This window comes from Halopseudomonas sp. (genome assembly GCF_036960865.1).
Taxonomy (GTDB): Bacteria; Pseudomonadota; Gammaproteobacteria; order Pseudomonadales; family Pseudomonadaceae; genus Halopseudomonas.
Genome location: NZ_JBALWE010000007.1, coordinates 73,211 through 91,436 on the forward strand (window position 1 = coordinate 73,211; position 18,226 = coordinate 91,436).

Annotated in this window: 16 protein-coding genes; 7 read left to right on the top strand and 9 right to left on the bottom strand. The window is 58.7% G+C overall.

Annotation, left to right across the window (positions count from 1 at the left end):
• Window positions 1–20 precede the first annotated feature (20 nt).
• The 5 genes from cyoE to cyoA are packed head-to-tail and all read right to left on the bottom strand — an operon-like array spanning window position 21 to window position 4,807.
• On the bottom strand, window positions 21–911 hold the full coding sequence (gene cyoE, locus V7747_RS11290) for a heme o synthase (RefSeq protein WP_335616137.1): 891 nt from the start codon (window positions 909–911) through the stop codon (window positions 21–23).
• Window positions 908–1,246, bottom strand: a complete 339-nt coding sequence (locus V7747_RS11295; protein ID WP_335616138.1) for a cytochrome o ubiquinol oxidase subunit IV — start codon at window positions 1,244–1,246, stop codon at window positions 908–910. Before V7747_RS11295 ends, cyoE begins: the two co-directional genes overlap by 4 nt.
• Entirely contained in the window at window positions 1,243–1,860 is a 618-nt protein-coding gene (gene cyoC, locus V7747_RS11300) for a cytochrome o ubiquinol oxidase subunit III (RefSeq protein WP_335616139.1), read from the bottom strand. The genes V7747_RS11295 and cyoC overlap by 4 nt, the downstream gene beginning before the upstream one ends.
• A 3-nt stretch (window positions 1,861–1,863) precedes the next feature.
• Entirely contained in the window at window positions 1,864–3,876 is a 2,013-nt protein-coding gene (cyoB, locus tag V7747_RS11305; RefSeq protein ID WP_335616140.1) for a cytochrome o ubiquinol oxidase subunit I, read from the bottom strand.
• Between the two features lies 1 nt (window position 3,877).
• Window positions 3,878–4,807 (bottom strand): ubiquinol oxidase subunit II, encoded by a 930-nt coding sequence (gene cyoA, locus V7747_RS11310; RefSeq protein WP_335616141.1) that lies wholly within the window; start codon window positions 4,805–4,807, stop codon window positions 3,878–3,880.
• Between the two features lie 236 nt (window positions 4,808–5,043).
• Between cyoA and V7747_RS11315 the strand changes: the two genes are divergently transcribed.
• From V7747_RS11315 to V7747_RS11335, 5 genes are all read left to right on the top strand, one after another.
• On the top strand, window positions 5,044–5,385 hold the full coding sequence (locus tag V7747_RS11315) for a hypothetical protein (protein WP_335616142.1): 342 nt from the start codon (window positions 5,044–5,046) through the stop codon (window positions 5,383–5,385).
• Between the two features lie 155 nt (window positions 5,386–5,540).
• A complete protein-coding gene (locus tag V7747_RS11320; protein WP_335616143.1) occupies window positions 5,541–5,930 on the top strand; it encodes a hypothetical protein in 390 nt (129 codons plus the stop codon).
• Between the two features lie 63 nt (window positions 5,931–5,993).
• Entirely contained in the window at window positions 5,994–8,519 is a 2,526-nt protein-coding gene (secD, locus tag V7747_RS11325) for a protein translocase subunit SecD (RefSeq protein ID WP_335616144.1), read from the top strand.
• A gap of 10 nt (window positions 8,520–8,529) precedes the next feature.
• Complete coding sequence (locus V7747_RS11330) at window positions 8,530–9,591, top strand: calcium/sodium antiporter (RefSeq protein WP_335616145.1); 1,062 nt, start codon at window positions 8,530–8,532, stop codon at window positions 9,589–9,591.
• Between the two features lie 90 nt (window positions 9,592–9,681).
• Window positions 9,682–10,116 carry a group II truncated hemoglobin gene (locus V7747_RS11335; RefSeq protein ID WP_335616146.1) on the top strand — a complete coding sequence of 145 codons (435 nt, stop codon included), beginning with the start codon at window positions 9,682–9,684 and terminating at the stop codon, window positions 10,114–10,116.
• A 24-nt stretch (window positions 10,117–10,140) separates the two neighbouring features.
• Here V7747_RS11335 and V7747_RS11340 read toward each other — a convergent pair whose 3' ends face one another.
• The 4 genes from V7747_RS11340 to V7747_RS11355 are packed head-to-tail and all read right to left on the bottom strand — an operon-like array spanning window position 10,141 to window position 14,886.
• Entirely contained in the window at window positions 10,141–10,632 is a 492-nt protein-coding gene (locus tag V7747_RS11340; protein WP_442909252.1) for a GNAT family N-acetyltransferase, read from the bottom strand.
• Between the two features lies 1 nt (window position 10,633).
• The gene (locus V7747_RS11345) at window positions 10,634–13,009 is read right to left on the bottom strand and encodes a multiheme c-type cytochrome (protein ID WP_335616148.1); all 2,376 of its coding nucleotides are present in this window, start codon (window positions 13,007–13,009) and stop codon (window positions 10,634–10,636) included.
• Between the two features lie 45 nt (window positions 13,010–13,054).
• Window positions 13,055–13,915: a D-hexose-6-phosphate mutarotase gene (locus V7747_RS11350; RefSeq protein WP_335616149.1), complete on the bottom strand. Its 861-nt coding sequence runs from the start codon at window positions 13,913–13,915 to the stop codon at window positions 13,055–13,057.
• A 29-nt stretch (window positions 13,916–13,944) separates the two neighbouring features.
• Entirely contained in the window at window positions 13,945–14,886 is a 942-nt protein-coding gene (locus V7747_RS11355) for a sensor domain-containing diguanylate cyclase (protein ID WP_335616150.1), read from the bottom strand.
• 313 nt (window positions 14,887–15,199) lie between these two features.
• On the opposite strand from V7747_RS11355, the gene V7747_RS11360 reads away from it, so the two are divergent.
• Window positions 15,200–16,588, top strand: a complete 1,389-nt coding sequence (locus tag V7747_RS11360; RefSeq protein WP_335616151.1) for a sodium:solute symporter — start codon at window positions 15,200–15,202, stop codon at window positions 16,586–16,588.
• 127 nt (window positions 16,589–16,715) lie between these two features.
• On the top strand, window positions 16,716–18,212 hold the full coding sequence (locus V7747_RS11365; protein WP_335616152.1) for a flavin-containing monooxygenase: 1,497 nt from the start codon (window positions 16,716–16,718) through the stop codon (window positions 18,210–18,212).
• The last annotated feature ends 14 nt before the right edge of the window (window positions 18,213–18,226 follow it).

Sequence of the window (18,226 nt, forward strand, 5' to 3'; positions counted from 1 at the left end):
TTTTATTGCCGCACTAACGTTTACAGGGCAGCGAACAGCGCCTGGGTTGGCAATACGCAAAAGTCGATCGACATCATCACGCTGAGCGCCGTGATGGCGATGATCGAGAAGCCGAACAGCTTGCGCGCCCACACCCGATCATCCACCTCCTGCTTGTACCCTGACAGCGCGATCAGCAACCACCAGATACTCACCAGCAGCGCAATCACCAGGTAGCCGTAGCCAGCAAAGCCGGACAACGCCAGCATCAGCGCGGCCCCGGCAAAGGCAACGATGTACCAGACGATATGCTGCTTGGCGACCTTGATGCCCTGCTTTACCGGCAGGACCGGAATCCCGGCGGCGCTGTAGTCATCAAAGCGGAAGATGGCAATCGCGTACGAATGCGGCATTTGCCAGAGGCAGAAGATCAGCAGCAAGAGCGCGGCGCCGGTATCAAACTGGCCGGTCACCGCGCAGTAGCCCACCACCGGCGGCATCGCACCGGACAGGCTGCCCACCAGGGTGCCGTATACAGAGGTTCGCTTCAGCCACAGGCTGTAGAAGCCGACGTAAATGATGAAGCCAAACGCCGCTAGCAGCGTAGCCACCGGGTTGGTAAACCACCACAAGATCCCGAAACCGATCAGCCCCAGCAGCACGCCGTGGGTCATGGCGGCCCGCAGCGAGATCTGGCCGGTGACCAGTACCCTGCCCTGCGTGCGCTGCATGTGACGATCAATATCGCGGTCGATGCAGTTGTTCATCACGCAGCCGCTGGCCACTACCAACGAGAGCCCGATCACCGTGGCCAGCAGCAGGGTCAGATCAATCTGGCCCTGCGCCGCGAGGAAGTACCCCCCGGCCACGGCAATCAGGTTGCCGAAGATGATGCCCGGCTTGGTGATCAGCAGATAGCGTTTGAGCTTCACTGGAACATCCAGGGCATCATCAACATGTCGGCGTTGACCATGATCCAGATGGCCAGGGCTACCAGCATGATGATGATCAGCACGGTGAACAAGAAGGCGAGTAGGTTCCAGCGGCCCTCGGAGGAGGTGTTCATGTGCAGGAAGCACACCAGATGCACCACCACCTGTACCACGCCCATCACCAGCATGGTGATCAGCGCGACCTGCCGGCTGAAGTCGCCGCTCATGACCATGCCAAAGGGAACGACCGTGAGAATGACCGAGAGCACGAAGCCGATGGCGTAGGACTTGTAGTTGCCGTGGCCGGCACCGGCGTCGGTATGTGCGTGACTCATGCGACTACTCCCATCAGATAGACAATAGTGAACACGCAGATCCAGACGATATCCAGAAAGTGCCAGAACAGGCTCAGGCACATCAGCCGCGTGTTGTTCTGTGGCGTCAGGCCGCGGGTCTTGATCTGCGCCATCAATACCAGCATCCACACCAGGCCGGCGGTTACGTGCAAGCCGTGCATGCCCACCAGGGTGAAGAAGGACGACAGAAAGGCGCTGCGGTTCGGGCCAAAGCCCTCGGCGATCAGGTGATGAAACTCGTTGATTTCCATGCCGATAAAACCGGCGCCCAGCAGGAAAGTCGCCGCCAGCCAGCCCAGTGCCTGACGTTTGGCACCGCGGTGCGCTGCAATCATCGAGAAGCCGTAGGTGCAGCTACTGATCAACAGTAGAAAGGTTTCGCCCAGCACGTAGGGCAGCTCAAAGATATCCTTGCCGCTGGGGCCGCCAGCGGTGTGGTTGACCAGCACCGCGTAGGTGGCGAAGACGCTGGCAAACAGGACACAGTCGGTCATCAGGTACAGCCAGAAACCGAACACGGTGTTACCACCGGCATCGTGGTCATGCGCATGGTCATGACCACCGGCGTGGGAGTGCATTACATTTGTCGACATGGTTTAGACCTGCCCTGCCAGAGAGTGGGAGTTGAGCGCTGTGCCGCGGGCTTCAAAGCGCGCGTGGTGACGGTCTTCGATACGCTCGATCTCGTCCGGCAGCACGTAGTAGTCCACGTCCTGGTTGTAGCTGCGCACGACGAAGGTGATCAGCATGCCGAGAAAGCTCAGGCCCGCCATCCACCAGATGTGCCAGACCATGGCGAAACCGAAGACGGCACCCAGCAAGCCGATCACCACGCCAGCGGCGGTGTTCTTGGGCATGTGGATCGGGCCGTAACTGGCCGGACGCTGGTAGGCAGTGCCCTTCTCTTTCATGTCGTAAAAGGCGTCAAGCGTGTGCACGGTTGGCAGCTGTGCAAAGTTGTAGAACGGCGGTGGTGAGCTGGTCGACCATTCCAGCGTACGGCCGCCCCAAGGGTCGCCGGTCAGATCGCGCAGCTGTTCGCGGTTCTTGAAGCTGACGATCAGTTGGGCAATCTGGAACGCGATGCCGCAGAAGATCAGCGCTGCACCGCAGAAGGCGACGATCAGATAGGGTTGCCACAGTGGGTTGTCGTAATGGTTCAAACGGCGTGTCATGCCCATGAAGCCCAGTACGTAGAGCGGCATGAAGGCGACAAAGAAGCCGGTAAACCAGCACCAGAAGGCGCCCTTGCCCAGACGCTCGTCGAGCTTGAAGCCGAAGGCCTTGGGGAACCAGAAGGTTAAACCGGCCAGATAACCGAATACCGCGCCACCGATGATGGTGTTGTGGAAATGGGCAATCAGGAACAGGCTGTTGTGCAATACGTAGTCGGCACCGGGTACCGCCAGCAGCACGCCGGTCATGCCACCGATGGTGAAGGTGACCATGAAGCCCAGGGTCCAGAGCACCGGTGTGGTGAAATGCACGCGACCGCGGAACATGGTGAACAGCCAGCTGAACAGCTTCACCCCGGTGGGCACCGAAATGATCATGGTGGCCACGCCGAAGAAGGCGTTGACGTTAGCCCCCGAGCCCATGGTGAAGAAGTGATGCAGCCAGACCACAAAGCCCAGCAGGGTTATCGCGCCACTGGCCCAGACCATGGAGGTATAGCCAAACAGCTTCTTGCCGGAAAAGGTCGAGATCACTTCAGAGAAGATACCGAACGCCGGCAGGATCAGGATGTACACCTCGGGGTGGCCCCAGGCCCAGAACAGGTTGATATACATCATGGCGTTGCCGCCAAGCTCGTTGGTAAAAAAATGCATATCCAGATAGCGATCCAGCGTCAGCAGACCCAGGGTCGCGGTCAGGATCGGGAACGAGGCGACGATCAGAATATTGGTGAAGGTACAGGCCCAGGTGAAGATCGGCATCTTCATCAGGGTCATACCGGGGGTACGCATCTTGAACACCGTCACCAGAAAGTTGACCCCCGTGAGCAGCGTTCCCAGCCCCGATAACTGCAGTGCCCAGATGTAGTAGTCCACCCCCACGCCCGGACTGTAGCCCAGCTCGGCCAGTGGCGGATAAGCCACCCAGCCGGTGCGCGCGAACTCCCCTACTCCCAGCGACACGTTGACCAGAATCGCACCGGCAACAAACAGCCAGAAACTCAGCGAGTTGAGAAACGGAAAGGCCACGTCGCGCGCGCCGATCTGCAGTGGCACGGCGATGTTCATCAGCCCGACCATGAACGGCATGGCCATGAAGATAATCATGATGACGCCGTGCGCGGTGAAGATCTGGTCGTAATGCTCCGGCGGCAGAAAGCCCTGTTCCGCGCCCTGCGCCATGGCCAACTGGCCGCGCATCATGATCGCGTCGGCAAAGCCGCGCAGCAGCATGATCAAGGCAACCAGGATGTACATGACGCCGATTTTCTTGTGATCGACCGAGGTCAGCCACTCAGACCACAGGTAGCCCCACTTGCGGTAGTAGGTGAGCGCGGCAACCACGCCAAAGCCAAGCAGCGCCACCACGGCGAGCGTGACCATGATGATAGGCTCGTGAAATGGCACGGCCTCCAGAGTTAATTTGCCAAACATCTTAGTGAGACTCCTCGATACTGGCGTTCATGGGCATGCCGTGCATGTCGGCATCTGCGTGCTCGGCGCTGTGCATCGCGTGATGACCGCCGTGGGCGTACTGCATGAGAATGTGTTGATACAGCGTTGGGCTGACGCCGCCGAAGTAGCGCACCGGATCGGCCGTGCTGGGCGCAGCCAGTACCGGGTAGTTGCTCTGATCCAGCGTGTCCTTGGTGGCTTTGACCTTGGCGACCCAGTCGGCAAAGCCCTGCTCTGACGTGGCAATGGCCTGAAACTTCATATCCGAGAAGCCCTCACCGCTGAGGTTGGCCGAGATGCCTTCAAAGCTGCCCTCGTGGTTGGCGATCAGGTGCAGCTTGGTCTGCATGCCGGCCATGGAGTAGATCTGGCTGCCCAGCTGCGGAATGAAAAAGGAGTTCATGGCCGACTGTGAGGTGATCTTGAAATTCACCGGCGTATCCGTCGGGAAGGCAATTTCGTTGACCGTGGCAATGCCCTGCTCGGGATAGATGAACAGCCACTTCCAGTCCAGTGAAACCACCTGAATTTCAATCGGCTTGACGTCGGAATCCAGTGGCCGATAGGGGTCCAATTCATGGGTGCTGGTCCAGGTGATGGTGCCCAGAATGGCAACAATGATGCAGGGCACCAGCCAGACCACCAGCTCGATGCGGTTGGAGTGCGCCCAGTTGGGCCGGTAGGTCGCCTTGGTGTTGCCGGCGCGGTACTTCCAGGCAAATGCCAGGGTCATCACGATCACCGGAATGACCACAATCAGCATTAACAGGGTCGCGGTAATGATCAGCGACTTTTCGTCCATGCCGACCTGCCCCTTGGGGTCAAGCAGCGCCATCTTGCATCCGCCCAGCATTAGCAGGGGTAGCCAGATCAGGTGTTTCAAATATCCAGAGAACTGCTCTATTTTCATGTTGCGGCCTTGTTGGATGAACTGGCGCCGCGCAGTGAGCTAAGCGGCGGTGCCTTGGTTGCTCCCGTGTCACCGGGTGACTCCTGAATGGGCCGGGCCGCAAAATCCAGACGCGCGGGGACACGCGATTGTCGCTGCGGCGAAATCGACTCATGTGCTGTTGGAGTATTTTTTTGTCAGCATGGGTAGCGCTACGCGCTGTCCTGACGGGCGCTTGCCGTTGACGGTTTCGATGCTTGGCAAAGACTGCCAGTGAACGGAACGATCAGCCTGCAGCCAGGGCAATTGCCTTGGCAGGGTCAGGTATCCTTGTGGCTAAAAAACAAACCACGCTGACTCAGGGTGTAAATATTACAAAATATTTCAAAGTGGACTGCAAACCGAAAAAGCGTCTAGAACACGGAGTTGCACCTCTTGGTACACATGACGGGCTAGGTGATATGAGTAAAGCCGGCGTAATGAAAACGCAGGCTAAGTGCCTGTCGTTATTGGTTCTCAGCGATTTTTGTTCTGCTAAAAAGCCGCTATTTTCACCGGCGCTGCAGTGCGACCTTGTGTCGCGCTCACTTAAAAGGTAATTCGAGGAAAAGCTGACCCAGATCAATACTTTTGATTTCGCGCGCTCTTCGGAAGCTACAAGCAATAAATTACGCAGCGCATAATGGCTGCGCTCAGTACGTTGACTAATCGCAGAAGGCGTCGCAGAATCGCGCTTCACCATCAAGACACCACCATGCTCACAGCAACGACTTTCAATAGTTCGTCCAAGCGCTTTTTATCAGCAGTTAATCTGTCATTGCTGGTATTGGTACTTCTGTTTTTGTCGGTCATGGTCCAACAAAAAGCACTTGGGCCGTCTCCTGCTGAAGGTGGGTTTGTTGGCAAAGTCGAGCAGATTGTCGCAGCGTCCTACGCTGGATCGCTCAAGCTACACAAAGATCCTTCCCCTAAAGATGATAACCCCGAGCCGAATCCCAGCCTTCACTGGGGGCTTGCCAGCCATGTCGGTTTATTTCCCTTAGCACCTCGGCAAACTGTCACGTCGAGCTACAGCCAGCGTTATACGCCCTCACCCGCCTCGGCCTACCGCTCTCCCCCGCTGCGCGCGCCACCCTCAGCGTAATTCTCAACGTTTTTGTCGGTTGTTTTTCAACAACTACATTCGTCACCCGTTTGAGTATTACTTATGAAATCGCTACGTTCACGAGCCGTTGTTTACGGTTTGGTGATTGCGCTCGGCTTGCTGAGCGCTTTGCCCAACCTTCTGCCCAGCTCAGTTTCTGCAAGCCTCCCGGCTTGGTATAGCAATAACACCGTCACCCTTGGTCTGGATCTGCAAGGAGGGTCGCACCTGCTGCTCGAGGCAGACACCAAGGCACTGTTTACTGATCAGCTGGCGTCATTTACCGAGGCGCTGAAGCTACCCCTGCGCAAGGCAGGCATTCACTACCAAAGCCCTGTTGTGGGCGAATCCCAAGCTGTGTTGAGGCTGAACAAGCCAGAACAACAGCAAGAGGCGCTGAGCATTGCCAAAGAGGTGGCTCGGAATCAATCCGATAACAGTCGCCGCTTTACTGTTCAATTGAGTGATGGGCAATTGCGCATCAGCCTGACCGAAGAGTGGCAGCAGGCACTCTCCAAGGATGCAATAGAACGCAGCCTGGAAGTCGTCCGGCGCCGACTGAACGAGACTGGCCTCGTTGAGCCAAGCATTACCCGCCAGGGTGATGACGGCATTTTGGTACAGATGCCTGGCGTTGCCGATCCGCATGCAATTCGCACGCTGCTGGGCACTACCGCGAAAATGTCGTTCCATTGGCAGGCCAAGTCTGATGCGGTTTCCAGCGCAGATACCATGATTGTTGCGGATGCTTCTAGTGAGCAGACCTATCGCCTCGAACGCCGCGTCGCTATGCAGGGCGAGCGTATCAGCGATGCGCAAATGGCTTTCAACGCGGATACGGGCAACCCGGTTGTCAATTTCAAACTCGATAGCGAAGGTGGACGCGTATTCGGCGAGATTACCCGTGACAATATTGGCCGCCCTTTGGCTATCGTGCTGGATAACAAAGTAATTACTGCGCCAGTAATCCGCAGTGTCATTGCCGGCGGGAGTGGTGAAATCAGTGGCAGCTTCACCACCCAGGACGCCAGCAACCTGGCTTTGTTATTGCGCGCTGGCGCCCTTCCCGTGCCTCTGCATGTGGTTGAAGAGCGTACCGTTGGCCCAGACCTGGGCAGCGATGCTATTGCCATGGGGCTAACCACCGGCATCATTGGGGCGGCCATGGTGGTTGCGTTCATGCTGGGTATTTATGGAGCCTGGGGGCTCATTGCTTGCATCAGCTTAGCAGTCAACATTGGGTTGTTATTCGGGGTGCTAAGCACCTTGGGTGCAACCCTCACCCTGCCCGGTATCGCCGGTATCATCCTCACCGTCGGTATGGCGGTGGACGCCAACATACTGATTAACGAGCGTATTCGTGAAGAAGCCAGGCGAGGAAAATCCGCGGCGCTGGCGCTCAAGGAAGGCTTTGATCGCGCCTACAGCACCATTCTGGATTCAAACGCGACAACGCTGATCGCCATCAGTTTGCTGTTTTTGTTTGGTAGCGGCCCGGTCAAAGGTTTTGCGGTCACTATTGGCATTGGTTTGCTTACCTCGATGTTCACTGCCATTGCCGTCACTCGCCTGATGATGGAATGGAGTATCAAGGGGAAGGAGCGCAGTACGCTGGCTATATCCGGCGTTGCCTGGCTGGATAAAACCGGTGCAAGCAAAATAAACTTTCTACGTGGACGGGTTATCGGTTTGGCGGCTTCCGCCGTGCTCTCCTTGGCCTCTATTGCTCTGTTCCTGCAGCCTGGGCTGCACTATGGCGTCGACTTTACTGGCGGTACTGTGATTGAAGTGCAGGCGCCTTCAGTCTCGGTCGATCAGCTGAGGCAGTCCTTGCAGGCCAGACATCTTAGCGAAGCCGGTATTCAGGAGTTTGGCGGGCAAGGCCATTTTCTGATCAGGCTAGCGGCAGAACCAGGCCAATCAGGCCAAACCGCCGCGCAGGTTGAAGAAATCAAATCAGCGGTAACTGACCTGCAAGCCAACGCCGAGTTTCCGCGTGTGGACATGGTGGGCCCCAAGGTAAGTGGTGATTTCAGTGATCTCACCATACTGGCGATTCTGGCTGCCGGCGGCGGGATGTTATTTTACCTCTGGGTGCGCTTCGAGTCGCATTTTGCGTTAGCGGCAACGCTGACGATTGCGCTCGATCTGACCAAGACCATCGGCTTTTTTGCCTTGACCGGGGTCGAGTTCAACCTGACAGCAGTCGCAGCCCTGCTCGCCTTGATTGGCTATTCGGTTAACGACAAGGTGGTGGTGTTTGATCGCATCCGTGAAAACCTGCGGCTGACGCCAAACAAGCCGATGCTGCAGGTGCTCAATGACAGTATTTCATCCACATTGACCCGAACAATCTTCACCTCGGCCACCAGCTTCCTGGCCTTGCTCCCTATGGGTATCGCTGGTGGCGCAGCGGTTTCCAGCTTCGCTCAGCCGATGCTCTTTGGCATCGTGATTGGCACCAGTTCATCGATCTTCATTGCATCGCCTATTTTGTACTACCTGAGCCAACGCAGAACACGTAAGGGCTTGGCGCAATTGCGGCCTACGGCTGATGAAATGCAAAAACAACTGAACGCCATTCCATAAGGGACCTTATATGTCTTGGGTAATGCTTGCTATCGGTCTGGTGCTGTTGATTACTGGCGCTGACCTGCTGGTTCGAGGCGCGGCCAGACTGGCCGCGAGTTTAGGCGTGCTGGCACTGGTAATCGGTCTGACCGTAGTCGCCTTCGGTACCAGCGCGCCTGAGCTAGCAGTCAGCGTCAAGTCTGCCTGGTCTGGGCAGGCCGAGTTAGCGGTGGCCAACGTCGTGGGCAGTAACATATTCAATATTCTGTGCATTCTCGGGTTGGCCGCGCTGATTTCGCCGCTGGTTGTTTCAGCTCAGCTCATCCGGCAGGACGTTCCCATCATGATTCTGGTGTCAGCGGTGGCCACGGCCATGGCCTGGGACGGCAGTATCCTGAAATGGGAGGCAGCACTTTTGTTTGCAGGGTTGCTCGTCTATACCGGATTTCTGTTCCTGCAGGGCCGCAAGCAGGGGCTGGCCACGGCTGACGCAGACACCGCCGAACTTTTGGAACAGCAGGCGCCGCTCTGGAAGAACCTCGCGTTACTGCTTGTGGGGTTGGGCCTACTGGTGTTGGGTGCGCGCTTTCTAGTGCAGAGTGCTGTGCAGATCGCCTCGTCCTTTGGTGTCAGCGATGCCGTGATAGGTCTTACGATAGTCGCTATCGGCACCTCCCTGCCGGAGGTCATGACGTCAGTGGTGGCTACTCTGAAGGGCCAGCGCGATATTGCTATCGGCAATGTGGTTGGCAGCAATATATTCAATATTCTTTGCGTACTCGGGCTCTCAGGCTTGGTTTCGCCGGCACCGCTGCTGGCAAACATGCAAATGGCATCGCTGGATATGCCCGTAATGTTAAGTGCAGCGCTGCTGTGCCTGCCGCTGTTTTGGGTGGGGGCAAGCTTGTCGCGATTTGAAGGCGGGCTGTTTCTCGTGCTTTACGCCGTGTATGTCTGGTACCTGATTGCGCTAACACTCAACCTGGGGTACCTGAACGACCTGAGAGCGGCGATTATTTTCGTGCTGGTCGTGGTGGCCGTTTACCTCGCTACGCTGATAGCTGGCGACCTGAGGCGCCGTCTCAGATAACCTAGACGCGACGCTGCGCCGACTTGCCTGGCGCGATCATGTGGTTGTTAGCGTTGCCCAACGGCTACCGAAAAGGGAGTTAGAGAACCTATGAGTGACACTACAAAACCGCTGTTTGGCACGGCAGACGCCTCGTATCAGGCGGCTGGCGAGTTGGCTGGAATTCGGCGGTTGGTGACTGATTTCTATCAGATTATGGACGCCTGGAGCGGCGCGGCCAAGATCCGCGCTATGCACAAAGCCGATCTCAGTGAGTCTGCCGACAAGCTGACCTGTTTTTTGTCTGGCTGGCTGGGCGGCCCTCGGTTGTATCAGGAGCGCTACGGCTCCATCAGCATACCGGCCTTCCATGCCCAGTGGCCGATTGACGCGCAGGCGCGTGATGCCTGGCTCGGCTGCATGCAGCAGGCCATTGAGCGCCAGCCCTACAGCGACGAGTTCAAAACCTACCTGCTGGCTCAACTGAGTGTGCCTGCCCACCGCGTGGTGCAGGCCAGCCAGGCGCGGCAACAAGCCGCGCAATAGCGGCTGGCCTGCGTCACGGAAGAATCAAAGCGCCTTGTGCCAGAACAGTGCCTTGCCTTTGCTCGGATCGAGTTCATAGGGGGCAAAGCCCACAGCCCGATAGGCAGCCTGCGCCAGAGTGTTGCCCTCCAGCACTTCCAGGGTGAGCTTGCAGCAACCTCTTGCCTGCGCGGCCTGTGCCACGGCCGATAACATGCGTTTGCTAACGCCCAACCCACGGCATTGCGCAGTCACGATTACGTCGTGAATGTTCAATAGCGGGCGACAATCAAAGGTAGAAAAGCCTTCAAAACAATTTACCAAGCCAATGTATTCATTGTCTTTTATTGCAAGAAAACCGAGGTAGTCAGAGCGCGCTTGCAGAGCGTCCGGCAAACCGGAGCGCACGTGCTCGGTCAGTGCCTGGCTGCCGCCCATGGGGTCGGTGGCATAGGCGTTTAGTAATGTCACCAGCGCCTCGCGGTGGTGGCTGTCGTTCAGGTCCAGGGAGACTACTTCAACATCTTCACTCATCAGGTTACTCCGGGCTTGCTTCCAACTGAGCCTTAAAGCCGCTCAGCTGCTGATTGTCTGGTGTCAGTTCCAGGCCTTTGTTGAGTACGTCCAGAGCCTGCTTGCGCTGCCCTGCCGAGTTGAGGGCCACTGCGTACACATAGCGGTAGCGCTGATTGCCCGGCTCCAGTTCGACCGCGTGCGCCAACGCCACAAGCGCCTGTTCAAGCTGTTTCTGGCGAATTTGCAGCAGTCCAAGACTAAAGTGCAATGAGGCAGCCTGGGGAACACGCGCGATTGCTGAACGCAACAGGCGCTCGCCGTCCGGATCGCGCAATGACGCGCGGTACAGGTCGGCAAGGTTCACGTACGCCGGTTCAAAATAAGGGTCCAGCAGCAGCGCACGTTGATAGGCTTCTTCTGCCAGGGCCAATTGGTTGCGGCTCTGGTAATAGACGGCAAGATTCAGCTGCGCGGACGGGTTATCGGCGTTCGCCTGCTGCGCATCCACGTATTCCTGCAGCGCATTGATGAAGGCTGTGCGTTTGCCTTCGGGCACTTGATCGGGTGGAATGTCCAGCAACTGACCGGCAGCTTCTACGCGCACCGTGCGAATAGGGTCGGTCAGCAGTGGCGAGGCCATTTGCCAACGGGTAATCGGCTGCAGCGACTCCAGGGCGTCCAGTGCGCCAAGGCGCAACTGCGGATCGCTGTTGCGCAGCGCCATGACCACGTCACCCAATACCTCGGGTTGCGGCCAGTACTGCAGCAGGCTGGCCGCGGTAGCGCGGGCGATCACCGGTTGTCCCTCGTCAGCCAGCAGCGCCAAGAGCGCATCCGGGCTTTGCTGGCTGCCGCTGCGCGCATCGTGCAGGGTCTTGGCGAACTGCTGATGCCCCTGGGGTACATCGCCGTACCACTGCACTAGGTGGTCGGCCGCCCACTGGGCGCTTTGATCCTCGTGACAGCCGTTGCAGGCGTTGGGAACACCTAGGCTCACCGTCTGATCCGGGCGTGGTATACGCAGGCTATGGTCGCGCCTGGGGTCGACGCCCATGTAGGTGGTGGCCGGCATGTGACAGTCCACACACTGAGATCCCGCAAGGCTTTCATGGAAGTGGTGCTTTGGCGTTTCGTATTCAGCCGCTATGTGGCATTGCAGGCAGACGCCGTTGCCTGAGGCTTTCAGCTCCAGACTGTGGGGATCGTGGCAGTCACTGCAGGTGACGCCCGCGTCGTACATCTTGCTTTGCACGAAAGAGCCATGCACAAAGACTTCGTCCTGAATCTGGCCGTCAGCGTGGTACAGGCCTTGATCCAGATTGGATAACAGAAAGCTCTCGACCAGTTGCTGTGCCGGGGCGTTGTCGTCAAACAGTTGGGCCCGGCGGGAATGACAGGCGGCGCAGGCCTGAATTTCAGTTTCGCTGTTTTTTGCGATGCTGCGCTCCGGCTGGCCGGTTTGCGGGTTGTGCTGCCAGATAGCCTCACGACGCTCGTCGAAGTTGAGTGTCAGACCTTTACGGCTCAGTTGCTCCGGGCTCAGTTGCTGTGGGTCGGCGCTCCACTGCAGGTGCAGTGAACCTGGGCCGTGGCAGGACTCGCAGGCTACGTTGATATCGTCCCACTGGGTATCGTAGCTGTTGCTGACCGGGTCGTAGTTGCGCTGCAGGTTGGTGGAGTGGCACTCGGCGCAGGTCAGGTTCCAATTGAAGTTACGGCCGGTCCAGTGGAATGCCTTGTCGGGTTCATCGCCGTTGAACTCGGGGTTGAGCTGAAACCAGCGCTGGCCTCCCTCCTCCTCGGGTCGCGCGTCCCAGGCCACGCTGAAGGCCTGATATCGCCCCCCGGGCAAGGCCAATAGATACTGCTGCAGCGGATACACGCCGAAGGTATAGCGGGCCAGGTAGTCGTGGTATTCGCCCTGCGCGTCTGCGGTGTTGACCATGAACGCGTCACCGCGCCGGAAAAAACGGCTGGTGACGCCGCCAAAGGTAAACGTACGGTCGTTGAAATCGCCCAGCACGCTAGCGTCGGTGCTTTCCTGCATGGCCAGATCATGATGCGAGCCGGTGAAGCGTTCCGCCTGCTCGGCGTGACAGCCCACACAGGCCTGCATGCCCACATAGTCGGCGGCTGCAGATTTCTCCGTGGGCGGCGCTGTGCCCTGCGCTTGCTGCGGCACGCTGGGGTTGGCCGGTTTGGCTGTGCTGTCGTGGCTGGCGGTGTCGGCTTGCCTGACGTTGGGTGCCGGGGCTGGCCGGGTCCACCACCAGCCTGCTGCAGCAATCACCAGCAGCGTTAGCGCCAGCGCGAGATACAGTATATTGCGGTGCTTGCGTGTTGTGGTCTGGTGGCTCGGCTGCGGATCTGACGTTCGCTTGGGCTGCTTGCTGCGCATGGTGAGGGCCTTGTTCTTGTACTTGGCAAAATAGGGCGTGCGGGGTCAGTCAAAATGGCTGATTCGGGTTCCCAGCGCGTGACTCTGGCCTGGCTCCAGCCAGCGCGCATCTGGACCTGCGTTGGCGGCTTCAATGCATAGCATGCCGAGATAACCGTCGGCGGGGAACTCGCTCAAGCGTTGGCTCTTGCCTTGCCAGGGATTCCACACCACGACTGACTCACTGCCGCTGCGCTCGACGCTTACCGCGTGCGCAGCGGTATGCAGCTGCAGCTCATCAGCATGACCGTAATAGATGCGATCAAGCTCGGCGGCAAAGCGAATATCACCTTGCTGGGTCTTATGGGTCCAGTCATCCAGCGCGTCTATATAGGTGGCGCCGTCCAGCCCGCTTATGCGCGCCTGGCGAATGTCGCTGACCGGTAGGTAGGTATGCAGAGCCTGGGTCAGTTTCATTGGCTGCAGACCGGCATTGCAGGTGGTTAGCTGCACATCAAGCGCCTTGCCCAGACGGTATTCCACGTGCACTTGCCATGGTTCGTCGGGCAACAGCCGGGTTATCTCTTCCGCAGCCAGATCAAAGCGCAAATAAACGCCATCGGCATCGTCGCTCGCGGCCGTTAGCGTCCAGGGTGCGCGTCGGGCCACCCCGTGCGCCACCGGAGGGCGATCACCGCCAAACCAGGGCCAGCACAGGGGGATGCCCCCACGCAGCGCGTTACCGGGCAGTTGGGGATCATCCGGGCTGACCCACAACAACGGCGGCTTGCCGGCGGGCGTGCATTGCAGGAGGTGAGCACCTTCTAGTGCGATACGGGCAGTCACCGCAGGATGGCTGATATCGATAAACGCCTTGCCGGCCGGGTTAAAGGTGTGGCGTATACAATCAGGCAGTGCGAGCGACATGGCAGCGGATCCGTCCAAAAAAGCCGAGGTTAACACGCAGTAAGTGAAAGTAGTTCGACACAATTGCGCCGTGATCCTTTTGCCTGATAGGCCGCTTTGTCTGCCAGCGACATGAGCTGTTCCAGGCTGGCATTGCCATTATCTGACGCCGTTACCCCGAAGCTGCAGGTAACGCCGATGCGCGTACCCAGATAATCGGCCTGTAGCGCTTCTATGGCCTGGCGTAAACGCTCGGCCATTTGGCACCCGGCCTCGGCATTGGCACCCGGTAGCAACAGCGCAAACTCCTCGCCGCCGATACGCGCAAGTATGTCGCCGGCGCGGATCTGAGCGCTGGCCGTCACGGCAAGCTGCTGTAACACCAGATCACCGGCAGCGTGGCCATGGCTATCGTTGATATTTTTGAAGTGGTCGGCATCAAACACAATCAGCGCAACGGAGTGTCCCAAGCGCTTGGCCTGATCAATAGCGCGCTGGCCGTCAGTAATAAACGCACGACGATTGCACAGGCCGGTCAGTTCATCCTGATGCGCGAGTTGTTCAGCCAGACGCTTGGCGGCCTTGAGTTCAGCCTGTGCTTCCTTCAGCTCGGTAATGTCGGTGGCGATCTCTATACGCACCAGCCTGCCGTCGGGCCATCGAATGGCTTGATCACGGCACTGATACCAACGCTGCGTCACTGTATTGCGGAACTCCCAGATGTGCACTGCTGCGGGCTGACCATCGTCAGCAATCAGCAGGCTGTTGGTGCAAAAACTGCAGGGTCCGCTTTGCCCCTGTTGTAACACCTGCCAGCATTTGCGTTTGTTCGGCACGCCCCAGTGTTGACGACCGTAGGCGTTCAGGAATATCAGCTCATGGGTCTGCATGTCGGAGACGTAGACCAGGGCGTCCAGGCTGTCGAGTACGGTGTTTATGGCATCCTGTCCGATGGGCTCGGAGTGTTCACCGGGGGTTACGTTGAACGGCATGGGGTCACCTGAAGCTCCTGGTTGATTGTGGCGTGGCATCGACCGCAACGCCCAACGGCAGCGGTGCCGTGTCTTACGCCTAGCATCAGGCCATTATCGACCAGGCAAATGGCCCGCTTAAAGACCGATTTTAGTCGACTGCATGCGCTCGCGCGCTGATGTATGACATCATGTTGCCGCTTTGCACTCATTCAATTCGTCGCCAGGGGAGTTCTGCCAGCGTCAAACGCTGCGCAGGGCTGAGAATCCGCTGCTCTAACGAGCGCCAAACCCTGGAACCTGATCCGGATAATACCGGCGGAGGAAGCGCGACATGTGGTATCTCAGTGTGACTGCCGTAGCGGCAGCGTTGTTATTGTTTGTCTGGATTGGTCTTAGGGCCCGTCACCCCGATAGCGGTCTGGACGATTACATTACCGCCCGCAATAGCCAAGGCGCACAGGCGTTGGGGCTGTCGTTTCTGGCGTCTGGCATGGGCGGCTGGATTCTCTTTGCCCCACCCGAGGTCGGCGCGCTGGTCGGCCCTATCGCGCTGGCCGGCTATGCCCTTGGCGCAGCCCTGCCCTTCATCATCTTTGCCTTCTGTGGCCCAGCCATTCGCCGAGCGCTGCCCGAAGGGCGCAGCATTGGCGAGTTTGCACAGGCCTGTTTTGGCGCCGGCGTACGCCGCTGGGTAGCGTTGATCTCGCTGCTGTATATGAGCTGCTTTCTGATTGCCGAGCTGACCGCCATCGGGGCCATCACCGGCATGCTGTCGGATATCAACCCGGCGCTGGTGATCGTGGGCGTGGCGGTGGCAACCCTGATCTATACCGTTAGCGGCGGCCTGCGGGCGAGCCTGGTGACGGACCGCTGGCAGGCCTGGTTGCTGCTTGGCCTGCTGTTGTTGGTCGGTGGTGTGGCCTTGCAACGCTTGCCGCAGATTGACACTGCTGCAGTGCTTCCTGGCATTGCGCCTGGAGCGGCTCTGGGGGTGGCACTCACTCTGGTGATCGCGGTAACGGCCGCCAATCTCTTTCATCAAGGGTACTGGCAACGGATCTGGGCTGCAGAAGATGCTAGTGCCCTGGGCAAGGGCGCTATTCTGGGTGGGGTTACTACGGTATTGGTGGTTATGCTGGTGGGAGGCCTGGCCATCCTGACAGTTATGAGCGGGGCTGACGTCGGTTCGCCGCCCATCCCCTTCTTCGCGATGCTCAAGGATGCGCCGGCGTGGCTGAGCCTTCCCGCGCTGCTGCTGGCGATGACCTTGGTGGCCTCATCGGTAGACACATTGCAGAACGCCATTGCGTCACTGGCTGTTACCGAAAAGCGCGGACTTAGCCTGCCTGCCGCGCGCTGGTTTACCGTGCTGTTGATGGTACCTGTGGTAATCATTGCCCTGCAGGGTATTTCGGTACTGCGATTGTTTCTGATCGCCGACTTGCTGTGTGCCACCGCTGTAGTGCCGGTACTACTCGGGTTGTGGTCGCGCATGACGCCAATTGCCGCCATAGCTGGTGCGCTGGCCGGTCTGCTGGGCGCGGTTTTGCCCGGGTGGATCAGCAGCGGCGATGCACTCCAGGGCGTGATGATTGCCAGCTTCCCCGGTGGTGTGCCCAGCCTTGGGCCGTTTGTCGGCGCACTCGTGGCCTCGGCGCTGGTCAGCGTTGCCGTGGTACTGCTCTTGCCGCGCAGACAGTCAGTCCCTAGTCAGAGCTGACCTCTGCCGGGTACTGCGCAAAAAGTGGCGCATCTTGCCACCCGGCGACGGGCGCAGGATGCGCAAAATCAGTCTGCTCGTTCTATAGTCTTCTAAGCCAAAATAAAAATAGAAGGCGCTGAAGACCATGGAACACCATGATGTGATTATCATTGGTGCCGGCCTCTCCGGCATCGGTACCGCCTGCCATCTTGCCCGCGAGTGTCCCGGGCATAGCTATCTGATACTTGAGAGACGTCACGCCATAGGCGGTACCTGGGACCTGTTTCGCTACCCGGGAATCCGCTCCGATTCCGACATGTTCAGTTTTGGCTACGCTTTCCGGCCCTGGCATTCGCTGCAGACCCTGGCTGACGGTCCGGCGATCCGCCAGTACATTGCCGACACCGCCCGTGAGCACGAGATCATTCCGCATATCCGTTTCGATCAGGAAACGCAGCAGGCCGATTGGGATTCTGCTTCTCAGCGCTGGACCGTAACCACGCGGAACAGTCGCGGTGAAGTAGGTCAGGTAGCCTGCCGCTTCTTGATCAGTTGCACCGGGTATTACGATCACAAGCAGGGCTATCTGCCAGACTTTCCCGGCGTTGCGCGTTTCCGCGGTCGCTGCATTCACCCACAGCACTGGCCCGAGGATCTCGATTATCAGGGCAAGCGCGTTGTGGTGATCGGCAGTGGCGCCACCGCGGTAACCCTGGTGCCGGCAATGGCTGATGCGGTGGCACACATCACCATGCTGCAGCGCTCACCGTCCTACATCATGTCGGTGCCTGCGCACGACAGCCTGACCGGTTTTCTCAGCAAACTACTGCCCAAAAGTTGGGCCTACCAACTGGCGCGGCGGCGCAATATTGCCATTCAGCGCTGGATCTACAAGGCGGCCAGGCGCTGGCCGGACATAACCCGTCGCCTGCTGCTCAAGGGCGTCAGCAACAAGCTGGATGACCAGAGCCTGATGGCGGATTTCACCCCCAGTTATATGCCTTGGGATCAGCGCTTGTGCGCGGTGCCGGATGGCGACTTGTTCAACGCCATCAACAGCGGCAAGGCGTCCGTGGTTACCGATCAGATCGCTGAATTCACCGAAAACGGCATCCGCCTGGCTTCGGGTCAAGAACTGGAGGCCGACATCATCATTACCGCTACCGGTCTGCAGCTGCAGGTGCTTGGCGGCACGGAGCTGACCCTGGACGGGGTTCCCTGCAAAGTCTGTGAGCGCATGACCTACAAGGGCGTATTGATGGAGGGGGTGCCCAACATGGCCTGGATTTTTGGCTATACCAACGCACCCTGGACGCTAAAAGCCGATATCGCCGCGCGCTACGTGTGTCGGTTGCTCAATTATCTGAATGCGACTGGTCTGGCCGAGGTGCGGCCGCACGACCGTGACGGCAATGCCCTGCCCGAGTCGATGATGGGCGCCCTGCAGTCTGGCTATGTTCAACGGGCCAATGCCCTGCTCCCGCGCCAAGGCGCCGCGCTGCCCTGGCGGTTGCTCAACGCCTATGAGCAGGACGTCGCCATGTTGCTCGACGAACCCATTGAAGACGCCATTCTGGAATTTACACCCTATCGCCCCAATCGGCAGACGCCGTATCGAGGCGTGAAAAGAGAGCCGGCCTGAGCCAGCCGTAAACG

Coding starts and splice junctions, on each gene's coding strand:
- cyoB (WP_335616140.1), bottom strand. CDS start 3,876: ATGTTTGGCAAATTAACTCTGGAGGCCGTGCCATTTCACGAGCCTATC.
- cyoA (WP_335616141.1), bottom strand. CDS start 4,807: ATGAAAATAGAGCAGTTCTCTGGATATTTGAAACACCTGATCTGGCTA.
- V7747_RS11360 (WP_335616151.1), top strand. CDS start 15,200: ATGTGGTATCTCAGTGTGACTGCCGTAGCGGCAGCGTTGTTATTGTTT.
- V7747_RS11295 (WP_335616138.1), bottom strand. CDS start 1,246: ATGAGTCACGCACATACCGACGCCGGTGCCGGCCACGGCAACTACAAG.
- V7747_RS11365 (WP_335616152.1), top strand. CDS start 16,716: ATGGAACACCATGATGTGATTATCATTGGTGCCGGCCTCTCCGGCATC.
- V7747_RS11320 (WP_335616143.1), top strand. CDS start 5,541: ATGCTCACAGCAACGACTTTCAATAGTTCGTCCAAGCGCTTTTTATCA.
- V7747_RS11335 (WP_335616146.1), top strand. CDS start 9,682: ATGAGTGACACTACAAAACCGCTGTTTGGCACGGCAGACGCCTCGTAT.
- V7747_RS11345 (WP_335616148.1), bottom strand. CDS start 13,009: ATGCGCAGCAAGCAGCCCAAGCGAACGTCAGATCCGCAGCCGAGCCAC.
- cyoC (WP_335616139.1), bottom strand. CDS start 1,860: ATGTCGACAAATGTAATGCACTCCCACGCCGGTGGTCATGACCATGCG.
- secD (WP_335616144.1), top strand. CDS start 5,994: ATGAAATCGCTACGTTCACGAGCCGTTGTTTACGGTTTGGTGATTGCG.
- V7747_RS11355 (WP_335616150.1), bottom strand. CDS start 14,886: ATGCCGTTCAACGTAACCCCCGGTGAACACTCCGAGCCCATCGGACAG.
- V7747_RS11330 (WP_335616145.1), top strand. CDS start 8,530: ATGTCTTGGGTAATGCTTGCTATCGGTCTGGTGCTGTTGATTACTGGC.
- V7747_RS11350 (WP_335616149.1), bottom strand. CDS start 13,915: ATGTCGCTCGCACTGCCTGATTGTATACGCCACACCTTTAACCCGGCC.